Annotated in this window: 13 protein-coding genes; all 13 read left to right on the plus strand. The window is 40.7% G+C overall.

Annotated elements, in window-relative coordinates:
* The coding region (locus HNQ85_RS07700) for an Ig-like domain-containing protein (RefSeq protein WP_220129145.1) at positions 1-1,138 on the plus strand (1,138 nt) is incomplete at its 5' end.
* Positions 1,139-1,864: 726 nt separating this feature from the next.
* Entirely contained in the window at positions 1,865-3,454 is a 1,590-nt protein-coding gene (locus tag HNQ85_RS07705) for a hypothetical protein (protein WP_181537164.1), read from the plus strand.
* 239 nt (positions 3,455-3,693) lie between these two features.
* On the plus strand, positions 3,694-4,047 hold the full coding sequence (flaG, locus tag HNQ85_RS07710) for a flagellar protein FlaG (protein ID WP_181537165.1): 354 nt from the start codon (positions 3,694-3,696) through the stop codon (positions 4,045-4,047).
* A 15-nt stretch (positions 4,048-4,062) separates the two neighbouring features.
* Positions 4,063-5,595 carry a flagellar hook-associated protein 2 gene (locus HNQ85_RS07715; RefSeq protein WP_181537166.1) on the plus strand — a complete coding sequence of 511 codons (1,533 nt, stop codon included), beginning with the start codon at positions 4,063-4,065 and terminating at the stop codon, positions 5,593-5,595.
* Positions 5,596-5,618: 23 nt separating this feature from the next.
* A complete protein-coding gene (gene fliS, locus HNQ85_RS07720) occupies positions 5,619-6,020 on the plus strand; it encodes a flagellar export chaperone FliS (protein WP_181537167.1) in 402 nt (133 codons plus the stop codon).
* Positions 6,020-6,370: a flagellar protein FliT gene (locus HNQ85_RS07725; protein WP_181537168.1), complete on the plus strand. Its 351-nt coding sequence runs from the start codon at positions 6,020-6,022 to the stop codon at positions 6,368-6,370. The genes fliS and HNQ85_RS07725 overlap by 1 nt, the downstream gene beginning before the upstream one ends.
* Before the next feature lie 12 nt (positions 6,371-6,382).
* A complete protein-coding gene (locus HNQ85_RS07730) occupies positions 6,383-6,769 on the plus strand; it encodes a hypothetical protein (RefSeq protein WP_181537169.1) in 387 nt (128 codons plus the stop codon).
* A 319-nt stretch (positions 6,770-7,088) separates the two neighbouring features.
* Entirely contained in the window at positions 7,089-7,637 is a 549-nt protein-coding gene (gene hpf, locus HNQ85_RS07735; protein ID WP_181537170.1) for a ribosome hibernation-promoting factor, HPF/YfiA family, read from the plus strand.
* Positions 7,638-7,841: 204 nt separating this feature from the next.
* Positions 7,842-8,900 carry a 2,3-butanediol dehydrogenase gene (locus tag HNQ85_RS07740; RefSeq protein WP_181537171.1) on the plus strand — a complete coding sequence of 353 codons (1,059 nt, stop codon included), beginning with the start codon at positions 7,842-7,844 and terminating at the stop codon, positions 8,898-8,900.
* 482 nt (positions 8,901-9,382) lie between these two features.
* Entirely contained in the window at positions 9,383-11,893 is a 2,511-nt protein-coding gene (gene secA / locus HNQ85_RS07745; RefSeq protein ID WP_181537172.1) for a preprotein translocase subunit SecA, read from the plus strand.
* A 113-nt stretch (positions 11,894-12,006) separates the two neighbouring features.
* Positions 12,007-13,111, plus strand: a protein-coding gene (gene prfB, locus HNQ85_RS07750; RefSeq protein WP_220129146.1) for a peptide chain release factor 2 whose coding sequence is annotated in 2 segments (ribosomal slippage) — positions 12,007-12,081 and positions 12,083-13,111 — 1,104 coding nt in all. Because the reading frame shifts where the segments join, the coding sequence is not laid out codon by codon here.
* A gap of 340 nt (positions 13,112-13,451) precedes the next feature.
* The gene (locus HNQ85_RS07755; protein WP_181537173.1) at positions 13,452-14,312 is read left to right on the plus strand and encodes a YitT family protein; all 861 of its coding nucleotides are present in this window, start codon (positions 13,452-13,454) and stop codon (positions 14,310-14,312) included.
* Between the two features lie 62 nt (positions 14,313-14,374).
* Positions 14,375-14,704: a cytochrome c551 gene (cccB, locus tag HNQ85_RS07760; protein ID WP_181537174.1), complete on the plus strand. Its 330-nt coding sequence runs from the start codon at positions 14,375-14,377 to the stop codon at positions 14,702-14,704.
* The last annotated feature ends 52 nt before the right edge of the window (positions 14,705-14,756 follow it).

Genomic DNA, 14,756 nt, shown 5'->3' on the forward strand with positions numbered 1-14,756 from the left:
GGAAGCTACAATCAATGTGCTGGTAAAGAAAACAGAGGTAATCGTAGAAAGCTTGACAGCAACCCCAGTGGATGTGACGGTAGCACCTGGGAAAAGTGTGCCGATCAGTATTGTGGCGAACATGAGCGATGGCAGTACAAAGAATGTAACCACTGACAGTAAGACGAAGTATGAGAGCAGCGACAGTAGAATCGTGGTCAGTGGCGGAAACATTGTGGCATCGAACCTGGCTCCGGACGGTATGACGGGAACAGTCAAAGTGACATATGGAGGCAAGGAAGCTACAATCAATGTGCTGGTAAAGAAAACAGAGGTAATCGTAGAAAGCTTGACAGCAACCCCAGTGGATGTGACGGTAGCACCTGGGAAAAGTGTGCCGATTAGTATTGTGGCGAACATGAGCGATGGCAGTACAAAGAACGTAACTACTGACAGTACGACGAAGTACGTGAGCAGCGACAGTAAAATCGTGGTCAGTGGCGGAAGCATCGTGGCATCGAACCTAGCTCCGGACGGTCTGACGGGAACAGTCAAAGTGACATACGGCGGTAAGGAAGCTACAATTAATGTGCTGGTAAAGAAAACAGAGGTAATCGTAGAAAGCTTGACAGCAACCCCAGTGGATGTGACGGTAGCACCTGGGAAAAGCGTGCCGATTAGTATTGTGGCGAACATGAGCGATGGCAGTACAAAGAACGTAACTACTGACAGTACAACGAAGTACGTGAGCAGCGACAGTAAAATTGTGGTCAGTGGCGGAAGCATCGTGGCATCGAACCTAGCTCCGGACGGTCTAACAGGGACGGTCAAAGTGACATACGGAGGTAAGGAAGCTACAATTAATGTGCTGGTAAAGAAAACGGGGGTAACCGTAGAAAGCTTGACAGCAACCCCAGTGGATGTGACGGTAGCACCTGGGAAAAGTGTGCCGATTAGTATTGTGGCGAACATGAGCGATGGCAGTACAAAGAACGTAACTACTGACAGTACGACGAAGTACGTGAGCAGCGACAGTAAAATTGTGGTCAGTGGCGGAAGCATCGTGGCATCGAACCTAGCTCCGGACGGTCTAACAGGGACGGTCAAAGTGACATACGGAGGTAAGGAAGTTACAATCAATGTGCTGGTAAAGAAGTAGAAAGCGACAGTACTACGAAGTATGTGAGTAGTAGTAATCGAATCTTAGTGAGGGGTGGTAGCATAGTAGTATCAAACTTATCTTCGAATGGTTTAATAGTACAATCGATGCGGTTTATGGTGTAGTTAAGTGGCCTAACTCTAGTCGAACTAAGTGCAAAAGATGTCATGTAACACTTGGCTTCTCAACCAAAAACACCCTATCTTTGATCTGTTGATCAAAGATAGGGTGTTTTCATTTCCAGTTCTCACTTCTCACTTCTCTGTTTTCTTTTGTCATTCTTGTATTGCTTGAGTCATCTCAGAGATCGAGGAGGTCAAGACTTCCATGTTGTTTTCCCACTTGTAATAAGGTACCAGGTAACAAAGATAGGAAAACCCATATTGCTGCTTAACGAAATGAGATCTAGTTATCTAGGTGTTTTTTGCAAGAAAAAAGTGCAGAGTATTGAAGTATATAAATTCGTTTATATTGCATGAAAATTCAATCCGAATTCTCGCTATTAATGGCTTGACATGGAGCCTCTGCAGCTATGATTCTTTTGCCAAGCAACCATCTGTAACAGATTTGGCAAACCCAAACAGGTTATCATGGCTACTCCTCCATGTAAAGCCCCTCTGCATAACCATTTGCATAAAAATTTTGCACATCTCTGCACTTTAATTTTGTAATAAACACGGAACATATATTCTTATTTTTGTTATAATAAAATAGGGAGGGAATCATATGGATTATCTAAATTATTATAGAAATATTTGTCATTCCGAGTTATCTCAATTACCGATTGTGAACATCTATAAGGAAGTCATCAGCGGAAATAGAAAGGTTCTTCCTTCAGGTACGTGGGACAAAGACAAAAATGTTATCATTCTTACTCGTTACGCATTAGAAGTGAATCTTGGCTTGAAGAAGGAACAAATCCCAAGGATCAATAGAGCTATAATAAAAGAGCAGAAGCTTTGGGGAGCTTTAAACCGTTTTAAATCTATTCCTAAATTAATTCAATTTGTATATATTGGGCGATATAATGAATTTGATTTCAGTCGAGTGACAATTAATTACTGGAACAATATTCAAAATATACGAGACCGATTTGAATGGTATTTGCGAAGAGAGGGAATCAGGATAGAGGAAATACCGCAAAAAGTAAATTATGATTTGTTAATTAAATGGGGATTTTCTAACCCGCTAAAGCGATATGGTGATTCTCCGTTTCGCTTGATCGATAATTTGTATCCCGATGTATTTAAAGAAACAGATTTTAAAAAAATTCCCCATCACTATGCAAATGACAGCAATTTTTTGAGAGAACAATTCCTTGATATGTTAAAGAGAGAAAATATCTCCCCAGAAGATGCTCCTAAGAAAGTAACGCAACAGATGTTGGTTAAATACCGTTTTAGCGCTGCTTTAAAAACTCACCAAAATTCTCCATCGAAATTGATGTCATATCTTTTTCCAGGTTTATTTTCTGTTGATAGTTTTCATATGAGACCAAACGGATATTGGAAAGATATTTCGAATGTGAAGCGTGCCATCATAGACTTGATTAAAAAGGAAGGGATAGCGGAGGAGGATGTTCCAAAGTTTATTACGAAAAAAAGATTAATGCAAGAGGGATTAGGGGGACTGTTACATGAATATAACGGTTCGCCAATCGAAATTGTTAACGCTGTTTTTCCAGGAAAATATGATATCACCGAGTTTCAGCGGGTACCAAATCAATATTGGCACTCTCAAAATAATAGAGCGCAAGCATTAAGAGTTTTTTGTGAAAAGAGAAAGATTAGCAGAGAATGGTTGCCTCTTTTAAATCGTGCATACTTTCGGAAATATTTCCCTCGATTTATCAGTATGGTCGATCGGCATTATGATAGTAAATTTTATCATTGGATTATGGAATCATTCCCCGAATATACATTTCAACCTGAGGAATTTAATTTGCTAGTTGGGATTGACGGACAATTGTGTGATTCAAAAGAGGAACTAGCCATCCATAATTTTTTAGTTCAGACACTCGTCTCCGCAAAAGTAATTAGAGAAAGTCAGCGCTTTGTGAATAATCGATACGAGGAAGTGTATATTCCCGATTGGATTATTTATCAAAATAACCGCAAATTCGTAATAGAGTATTTTGGTTTATATGGTTCAAATCGTTATAAAACTTATAAAGAAAAAGCGGATAGAAAAATTGAATTTTTTCAATCGTTGAAGGACTATGAGTTTATCGCAATTATGCCCGATGATTTTCGGGAAAAGGGATTTAATAGGATTATATCTTTGTTAAGAAATAAGGGAATATGCTTAACCATTTAAGCTTGGCAACATCTTTGCTAGGTACCTAGTCACTCCTCGAACTTTGTTGAAAATTAATAAGATGATTACATATTTGTCACCACACGCATTAAGGGAGCGTCTTCCTATTTACCGCTGAATGAGTAGATGTATAGAAATGCGGTGGGATAAATTTTCTATACAGCGAATCCCTTCACATTTCCCCCTCTCTAACCGATATTAATAGTAGATAATGTCTGTATTAAAGGAGCGAGAAAGCAATGGCAATAGAGCGAATTTCTTCTCAACCTTCTCATGCCTTTTATGAAAGTACCCCCAACCAGCAGAGGAATATTAAACAATCAGTAGACTCATCGATAGTAGAAGGACAAAATGAAACACAAGAAGTATCCAAAGAAAAACTAGAAGAAGTCGTCAAAGGTTTAAACGAATTTCTTCAACCAAGTGACACAACCTTAAAATTTGAATTACATGATGAACTCAAAGAATACTATGTTCAAATTGTTGACGAGCGCACAAAAGAAGTTGTGCGAGAAATTCCTCCGAAAAAGCTTCTTGATATGTACGCGACGATGATGCAGTTTGTCGGACTAATCGTAGACAAAAAAATTTAAAGGCGGTGATTGATAGTGGCAAGCAACTTGCGTATTGGTGGCTTAGCGAGCGGTATGGATATTGACCAACTTGTTAGTGACTTAATGAAAGCAGAGCGAATGCCGCTTGATAAGTTATATCAAAAAAAGCAAATTCTTGAGTGGCAGCGCGATGATTATCGTTCGATGAATACTTTATTGCAAGACCTTGATAACTATATTTTTAATAATTTAACATTACAAAGCAGTATGTTAAAAAAGAAGGTAACAAGCTCTGATGAAAGTGCAGTAACAGCAACAGCTAATTCTTCAGCTGTAAATATAAGCACAACCATAAATGTAACAAAAATTGCAAAAGCCGCTACATGGATTTCAAATGGAACAGAGAATTTTCAAAGCGGTACAACAAGAACCATTAGTCTCGATGTAACGAATGGAGATGGCAGTACGAAAAACGGTGTAACTGTCACTATTGATGCATCTGATACATTAGATTCTGTCATTTCTAAATTAAATAGTAACAATGATTTAGGGATTACAGTTTTCCATGATCCGCAGACGGATAAAGTAGTTATAACGAAAAAAGATACGGGATCAGCTGTACGTTTGGTTATAAATGATGCTGCTACCGCTACATTTTTTCAAGAACTTGGATTTACTAACGCCGCTGTTGGTAAAGAGCTTGGTGATACGAACGGTGATGGTGTTGTTGATGCCAATGATGCAGCTGTCAAAACAGCGGGGGAAGACGCACAATTTACGATTAACGGTTTAGCAACGACCCGTTCGACTAATACATTTACTATTAATAACGTGACCTATACATTGAAAAAAGAAGGGGCATCCGCTACGATTACGACAACAAACGATACGGATGCAATGTTTAATACAATTAAAGGGTTTGTTGACAAATACAACGAGATTATTGATAAAATTAACGCCGAGCTTAAAGAAGAACGCTACCGAGATTACCCACCACTCACTGATGAGCAAAAAGAAGCGATGACGGAAAAGCAAGTGGAGCTTTGGGAGGAAAAAGCGCGGAGCGGGATGTTGCGAAACGATTCGATTTTATCGAGCGGTCTAAGTAAGATGCGGATGGCTCTTTATACGAAAGTAGAAGGTTCTAATATTACGAGCGGATTTTCTCAGTTGGCAGAAATCGGTATTACGACTTCCTCCAACTATTTAGATGGTGGTAAACTCATTATTGATGAGACAAAGCTGCGCGAGAAAATCCAAGAAAACCCAGATGCGATTTATCGTTTGTTTAATAACGATAGCACCAATTACTCAGAAAAAGGCATTGCCCGTCGATTAAGAGATACGATTAAAGACACCATCGGCAAAATTGAACAAAAAGCGGGTAAGACACTTTGGACAAACCAACAATTTGCGATCGGTCGAAACTTAAATCAAATTAACGACCAAATCGATCGTTTTGAAGATCGTCTCAAACAAATCGAAGATCGTTATTGGCGTCAGTTTACGGCAATGGAGGAAGCGATTAATAAAGCGAATTCACAATCCATGTACCTTATGAATGCCTTTGGTGGCGGTATGCAATAATTCCTAAAGGAGTGTTTTAACGAATGGCAACCAAAAATCCGTATCAATCTTATCAGGCAAATTCAGTACAAACCGCATCACCTGGTGAGTTAACGCTCATGTTATACAATGGCTGCTTAAAGTTTATTAAACTCGCTCGCAAGGCCATTGAAGAAAAGAATGTCGAAGAGAGAAATACCAATCTTGTAAAAGCGCAAAAAATTATTCAAGAACTTATGGTAACTCTCAACATGGATTATGAAGTAGCGAAACATATGATGACGATGTACGATTACATCTACCGTCGTCTTGTCGAGGCGAATATTAAAAACGATGTTGCGATTTTAGATGAAGTCGAAGGCTATGTGACCGAGTTTCGCGATACGTGGAAACAAGTGATTCAGTTGAATCGCCAACGTCAATATGCGCAAGGTGGGCAAGTATAGTGAGCGTTGTGTCTGAGTTGTATAGCGTGACGAAGGAATTATATGAATTATTAGAGCAGCCTACTCGCAAAGAGAAGCGTGACGAAACGATTGAAGCGATTCAGCGGTTGCTTTCTCAAAGAGATGTGCTTATTCAGCAACTACAACCGCCGTATAGCGAAGAGGAGCAGGAGCTTGGGATGCAAATGGTTTCTTTGAATGAAGCCATTGGTGAAAAGTTGCAGCAACTGAAGCAACAAATTCAACAAGATTTAAAAGCGCTTAAACAAAAAAAGATGGCGAATCAAAATTATATGAATCCGTATGAGCCGCTCGCGATTGACGGCATGTTTTACGATAAAAAAAGATAGGTTGTGACAAAGATGGTTCAATTAACAAACGCCCAATTTGAGATGGTGCAACAGTACGCAGCGTTGCTTGATACGATTGAGGAAGGATTTGAGTATATTGAGGAAAGCTTTATGAATTATGAACGGACGCAAGGAGACGAAATACTTGCCGATATTTTTGAGGCTTTTTCGCGAATTAATCAAACAAATGTTCAGTTAAGTCATTTGTTTGCCGAAGAGCAAGAAATTGTCAAGCATTTGCAGCTTTTTGCGGGCGTTTTAGAAGAAGCGTTTAAGCTTGACGGCAAGCTGGATGATGCCAATTTCAAACAACAAGTCATTCAACAGCAACTATCCCCTGCATTCCAAGCGTGGAAATTATCGATTCAACAGGCGTTAAAAAAGTATATGGAGCAATAAAACCAGATTCCCGGAGACGGGAATCTGGTTTTTTTAATGCTGCAAGCACCTCACCGCTTTTTGCCTCTGATATATGTAACTTGCTCATCAGCAAAACACTCCAAATACAACCGAAGAAATATAAGGAATCATAATATAACATCATTAAGTGGCATAATATTTATATATAAAATACAACTCCTACATAGGTAAAAGAAATTTTTATATAAGTAAAATATGGTTTCATAAAATGTTCATAGTTTTCTGTCGTTTTTAAGAAGGATTTTGCAGGGAATTGTAGAAGTGTAAAACATAGCCTTAATATAAGGAGGGGTTCACGATGAGATACAACATTCGTGGCGAAAACATTGAAGTAACTCCGGCTTTACGAGAATATGTAGAGAAAAAGATTGGCAAATTGGAAAGGCATTTTGAAATGACGGACAATGTGCAAGTTCATGTGAACATGAAAGTATATAATGATAAACAATCAAAAATTGAAGTAACGATTCCAATGCCGCAATTCGTGTTGCGTGCAGAGGAGCGTCATGATGATATGTATGCAGCGATTGATTTAGTAAGCGATAAGTTGGAGCGACAAATTCGCAAGCATAAAACCAAATTAAATCGCAAATTGCGCGATAAAGAAGCAAAGCAAGTATTGGCGCCAGTTGGGGCTTCTGCCGCTATAGAAGAGCCAGAAGAAGAGGATTTTGAAGTTGTGCGCACAAAGCATTTCAGCTTAAAGCCAATGGACAGCGAAGAAGCGATTTTACAAATGAACATGCTTGGTCATAACTTTTTCATTTTCACGAATGCGGAAACAAACCGGACCAACATTGTATATAAAAGAAAAGATGGAAAATACGGCTTAATCGAAGCGAACTAATGAGTCAATAAGGTCGGACTCTCCGTTTACCGGAGGGTCTGACCTTTTTTATGCGCCTAGCATGGTGTAGTGATGCAGCAAACATTCATTTATAGAATGTGAAAAATTTCACAAATTGTTCACTGTATCAAAGCGACGAAGGTTTTATAATAAAGTTGTAGAAACATTATAGATGGTTTCTAAAAAATAAAAGAGGTGTTTCATATGAAAGCGGCGAGATGGTATAACGCAAGAGATATTCGAGTAGAGGAAATTCCAGAACCGAAAGTGGAAAAGGGGAAAGTGAAAATTAAGGTTGCGTACTGCGGGATTTGCGGTTCCGATTTGCATGAATATTTGGCAGGACCGATTTTTGTACCCGTAGACGAACTGCATCCGCTTTCAAAAGATAAAGCACCGATTGTGATGGGGCATGAATTTGCAGGGGAAGTAGTAGAGGTCGGTGAAGGTGTTACAAATGTAAAAGTAGGAGACCGCGTGTGCGTGGAACCGATTTACAGCTGCGGCGAGTGTGAGTCTTGTAAAAAAGGACATTACAATGTTTGTGAAAAGTTAGGGTTTGTTGGTTTGTCTGGTGGATATGGAGGATTTGCGGAGTACAGTGTTGTTCCTTCCAATATGGTTCATAAAATTCCTAATCATATGTCTTGGGAACAAGCAGCGTTGGTAGAACCTACGGCGGTTGCTGTTCATGCCGTTCGTCAAAGCGATTTGAAAATTGGAGATACGGTTGCGGTGTTTGGAGCGGGACCTATTGGTTTACTTGTGATCCAAGCAGCAAGAGCGGCAGGGGCAAGTAAAATTTTCGCGGTGGAAGTTTCACCAGAACGTCAAGAATTTGCTAGAAAAGTGGGCGCGGATTTTGTCATTAATCCGATTGAAACAGATGTTGTCAGCGAAATTAAATCTCATACAGACGGTTTAGGAGTGGATGTCGCGTATGAGGTTGCTGGAATTGATGTTACGTTAAACACTGCGATTCAATCCACAAAATCAGAAGGAAATGTGGTTAATATCAGCATTTGGGAAAAGCCAGCGACCATTCCGTTGAACAATCTGATTTTGACAGAAAAGAAAATGACAAGCATTATTGCGTACCGTAATATATTCCCGCAAGTCATTCAACTCATTGCGAACAACCAAATAAAAGCATTGGATTTAGTCACGAAATATATCGGCTTGGATGAAATCGTATCAGAAGGTTTTGAAGCGTTAACGAAGAATAAAAGTCAAATCAAAATTTTGGTCAGCCCATCCAAATAAATCAAAAAATAGATGTTCCCTCTTGTGTTGACAGTTGCTACCCCCCCTCCTGTTTGCACAGGAGGGATCTTTTCATGAATAACCGTTATTCCAAAGAGTGACATCATGTTTTCCTATTTTCACTCATCCTCTTTTTCACTCCGAACCAATGATGATATTCATCCTTACCAATCCCTTATTGTTGTGACCGTCACGCGAACGTGATATGATAAAAATTGGACTATGTAACACAATAAGATATCATAATCTAAAACTGCTATAACATCAAAACTTCTAATTAATATCATTAGAATGACTATCATAAACTCTAGCACGTCATTATGTAACACAAAATAGTTAATGGAAATTATTTAAATTACCCGATCATCATCTCAATGTTACATGTTTTAATATGTAACCTATTTCATTCCAACTCACTTCACCATCACTATATCTTAATAAAGTGCTTCTAAGCACAAATTCAAATAGAGGAGCGTTCATGAATGCTTGGTATTTTAAACAAAGTATTTGACCCGAACAAACGAATACTCAAACGCTTGGAAAAAATGGCAGACCAAGTTGATGCGCTTGGTCCGGAAATGGCGAAGCTTTCGGATAGTGAATTGCGCCAAAAAACGGACGAGTTTAAAGCTCGTTACCAAAACGGTGAGTCTCTTGACGATTTGTTAGTTGAAGCGTTTGCCGTTGTGCGCGAAGGGGCAAAGCGCGTCCTTGGACTGTATCCATATAAAGTGCAAATTATGGGTGGTATTGCGCTTCATGAGGGCAATATTGCCGAAATGAAAACAGGTGAAGGGAAAACGTTAACGGCGACGATGCCGGTTTATTTAAATGCGCTCACAGGAAAAGGTGTGCATGTCGTTACGGTCAACGAATATTTGGCAAGCCGTGACGCCAATGAAATGGGTAAGCTGTACGAATTTTTAGGCTTAACAGTCGGCTTAAACTTAAACGGTATGTCGCGCGAAGAAAAACAAGCGGCATATAATGCTGACATTACGTATGGAACAAATAACGAGTTCGGCTTTGACTATTTGCGTGACAACATGGTTCTTTACAAAGAACATATGGTGCAGCGTCCGCTTCACTTTGCGGTGATTGACGAGGTCGACTCTATTTTAATTGACGAAGCGCGCACGCCGCTCATTATTTCCGGTACAGCGCAGAAATCAACGAAGCTGTACATTCAAGCGAATGCATTTGTTCGTACGTTGAAAAAAGACGTTGATTACACGTATGATGAAAAAACGAAAAGCGTGCAATTAACAGAAGAAGGAATTACAAAGGCAGAGCGCGCATTTGGCATCGACAACTTATTCGATCTTAAGCATGTGACGCTGAACCATCATATTAACTTAGCGTTAAAAGCGCATGTGACGATGCATCGCGATGTCGATTACGTAGTGGAAGACGGAAAAGTCGTCATCGTTGACCCATTTACAGGCCGTTTGATGAGAGGACGCCGCTACAGTGACGGTTTGCATCAGGCGATTGAAGCAAAAGAAGGTTTGGAAATTCAAAATGAGTCAATGACTCTTGCGACGATTACGTTCCAAAACTATTTCCGCATGTATGAAAAATTGGCGGGAATGACCGGTACGGCAAAAACAGAGGAAGAAGAGTTCCGCAACATTTATAACATGCAAGTCATTGTCATTCCGACAAACAAACCGGTCATTCGTGAAGACCGTCCAGACTTGATTTTTAAAACGATGGAAGGCAAATTCCGTGCGGTGGTGGAAGATATTGCCCAACGCCATGCGAAGGGTCAGCCGGTGCTTGTCGGTACAGTGGCGATTGAAACTTCGGAATTAATTTCGCAGATGCTGAAGAAAAGAGGAATTCCTCATAACGTATTAAATGCGAAAAACCATGCGAAAGAGGCAGAAATTATCGCACAAGCCGGTCAAAAAGGTGCCGTGACTATTGCGACGAACATGGCAGGCCGCGGTACGGACATTAAGCTTGGCGAAGGAGTGCGCGAGCTTGGTGGATTAGCGGTGATCGGTACAGAGCGCCATGAAAGCCGCCGTATTGACAATCAGTTGCGCGGTCGTGCCGGCCGTCAGGGAGACCCGGGCGTATCGCAGTTCTATTTGTCATTAGAAGACGAATTGATGCGCCGCTTTGGTTCTGAGAATATGATGGCGATGATGGACCGACTTGGTATGGATGATTCGCAGCCGATTCAAAGTAAAATTGTCTCCAAAGCGGTTGAGTCCGCGCAAAAACGGGTAGAAGGAAACAACTTCGATGCGCGTAAGCAGCTTTTACAATATGATGATGTGCTGCGCGAGCAACGTGAAATCATTTACCGTCAACGCTTCCAAGTGCTTGATGCGGAGAACATTCGAGATATCGTTGAAAAAATGATTCAATCGGTCATTGAACGTGTTGTGAATGCCCATACGCCAAAAGAAGAATTGCCGGAAGACTGGGATTTAAAAGGGATTATCGACTATGTCAATGCGAATCTTTTGGATGAAGGCGACGTAACACTCAATGACTTGCGCGGCAAAGAGCCAGAAGAAATGATTGAGCTCATTTGGGAAAAAGTGAAAGAGCGCTATGACGAAAAAGAACGTCAAATTGCGCCAGAGCAAATGCGCGAATTTGAGAGAGTCGTTGTTCTTCGTGCGGTTGATATGAAATGGATGGATCATATTGACGCGATGGAGCAATTGCGTCAAGGCATTCATTTGCGTGCATACGGACAAATCGATCCGCTTCGCGAATACCAAATGGAAGGATATGAGATGTTTGAAAACATGATCGCTTCCATTGAGGAAGAAGTGGCGAAGTATATTATGAAAGCGGAGATTCAAAACAACTTAGAGCGTCAGGAAGTAGCGAAGGGGCAGGCGGTGCATCCGAAAGAAGAAGGAGAGGTCAAACGTAAGCCGGTAAGAAAGGCTATTGAAATTGGCCGCAACGATCCGTGCTTTTGCGGAAGCGGCAAAAAATATAAACATTGTTGCGGAAAAAATGCGTAAACAAGAAATATAAAGTGAGGGTGGGGACCCCGCCTCTCACTTTATTTTTGACGATGTGCCCATTGATTATCATGTGTCTTATAAAGTAAAATGTGTACCGAGGTGAACATGTCATGATAGATTTAGTGCAAATTAAGCAAGACCTTGAAAAAATGGCTAAGCGATTAGCGGATATTAGGGGGTCTCTTTGACCTCGAAGCGAAAGAAGCCCGCATTCGTGAGTTAGATGAACAAATGGCGGCGCCGGACTTTTGGGACGACCAAAAGTCAGCACAGACCGTTATTAGCGAAGCGAATGCGCTCAAAGATTTAGTTGGACAATTTAAGTCATTAGAAGAACGTTATGAAAACTTAGAAGTGACGTATGAGCTTGTGAAAGAAGAACCGGATGAAGAGCTGCAACAGGAGTTAGAGGCGGAAGTCAAGCAGCTCGCTAAAGAGTTTAGTGAATTTGAGTTGCAGCTGCTTCTTAATGAGCCGTATGATAAAAACAATGCGATTTTAGAGCTTCACCCAGGTGCGGGAGGTACGGAATCGCAAGACTGGGCTTCGATGCTTCTTCGCATGTATACAAGATGGGCGGAGAAAAAAGGCTTCAAAGTCGAAACGCTCGATTATCTTCCGGGTGAAGAAGCAGGTGTTAAGAGTGTGACGCTTTTAATTAAAGGTCATAACGCATACGGATACTTAAAGGCAGAAAAAGGCGTTCATCGCTTAGTACGTATTTCGCCGTTCGATGCTTCTGGACGCCGTCATACGTCATTCGTTTCTTGCGAAGTGGTGCCGGAATTTAACGAAGATATTGAAATTGAAATAAGACCAGATGAAATTAAAGTCGATACGTACCGCTCAAGTGGTGCCGGCGGTCAGCACGTCAACACGACCGACTCAGCGGTGCGCATTACTCATATTCCAACTGGCATTGTCGTAACATGTCAGTCAGAACGTTCGCAAATTAAAAACCGCGAAAAAGCGATGAACATGTTAAAAGCGAAGCTATATCAAAAGAAATTGGAAGAACAACAGGCAGAGCTTGCGGAAATTCGCGGCGAGCAAAAAGAAATCGGTTGGGGAAACCAAATTCGTTCGTATGTCTTCCACCCGTATTCGCTTGTAAAAGACCACCGTACGAATACCGAAGTCGGCAACGTGCAAGCGGTTATGGACGGGGAGATTGATATTTTTATCGATGCGTATTTGCGTTCTAAATTAAAATAAACCCTTGATGGAGACTGACTCACAAAGGTCTGTCTTCCTCGAACATTTGCGAGAGGAAGAAGATTCTTTTGTTGAGTTGGTCTCTTTTTTATGAACATAAACACTAACATTAATTCATCATTGTTGTTTTGATAGCGCACACTAAAATATAGCAGGTATGTTGATTAACTAATAAAATACAGTGATTTATGGTTAACAAAATGGCTTTTCTGCCGGGGTTAATAGCAAAATAATGGATGATTACATATCGTCCTTTAATGTTTTAGCTTATTACTGCGTTATTTGACTGTCATTTACTTGTCGAAGCGTGCGTGCTATACTCACATGGGGTGATTGGATGATGAAAAAGAGAAGGCGGACGTTAAGTCCGAAATGGGAATTGCTAATTGAGTATTTATATATATTAATGGGTTCAGCCATCGTCGCGATTGCGTTTAATGTGTTTTTATTGCCAAATCGTATCGCATCAGGCGGTGTAAGTGGGATTAGCACGATTTTACACGCAACGTTAGGATGGCAGCCGGCCTATGTGCAATGGGCGTTTAATATTCCGCTGTTTATTGCCGGGGTTGTTTTACTTGGAAAACAATTTGGAATTAAAACGTTAGTTGGTACGCTATTTTTACCATTTGTTGTTTACTTAACAAAAGACTTTGAACCTGTCACACCTGACCCACTTCTTGGCTCATTGTTTGGCGGAATTGGTGTCGGAGCAGGGCTTGGAATTGTATTTCGCGGTAAAGCTTCAACAGGCGGTACGGATTTAGCGGCGCAAATTATTCATAAGTATACGGGATTATCGCTTGGTACGTGTGTCATATTAATTGATGGGCTTATTGTTTTAACGGCGGCGCTCGTATTTGATGTGGAACAAGCGCTATATGCATTGATTGCTTTATTTGTAACAAGCAAAACCATTGATTTTGTACAAGTTGGTTTTGGTTATTCGAAAATGGCGATGATTATTACAAACAAAGAAGAAGAAGTACGACAGGCCATTTTACATAAAATCGACCGCGGAGTGACAAAGTTGTCAGCGTACGGAGGATATACGGAAAATGAGCGGCCGGTGCTGATGTGTGTGGTAGAGCAGTCGGAGTTCACAAAATTGAAACAATTGGTAAAAGGCATTGATCCTTCTGCGTTTGTCATCGTTATGGATGCAACGGAAGTGCTTGGCGAAGGATTTAAACGTGCTTAGATTGAGAAAAATGGGATATAATAAGGGCTGTATGCAATCTTTTACAGGGGGTAAGTTCACTCATGAAAAAGAAACTATTTGGCTTATTATTAGGAACATCGCTTGCATTAGCAGCCTGTGGTGGGGGAGAAGAAGCTACTGATAACAATAATAATGGCGGTGGCGGTGCAACTGCGGCATCGGCTGAAGACATTTACAAGCAAAACTGTGCAAGCTGTCATGGGCAAGATTTAAGAGGACAAGTCGGTCCAAGCTTAGAGAAAGTTGGCAGCAAATATTCGAAAGATGAAATTAAACAAATTATTGAAAAAGGTCGAGGAGGCATGCCTAGCGGATTAATCCAGGGCGAAGATGCCGACAAAGTCGCTGAATGGTTAGCAGCGAAAAAATAAAGTGGGTGTTTGATAAGGGGTTGGCTCGGGCGATAGCCATATGGCTGAGAAG

This window comes from [Anoxybacillus] calidus, assembly GCF_013760845.1.
GTDB classification, from domain to species: Bacteria; Bacillota; Bacilli; order Bacillales; family Anoxybacillaceae; genus Paranoxybacillus; species Paranoxybacillus calidus.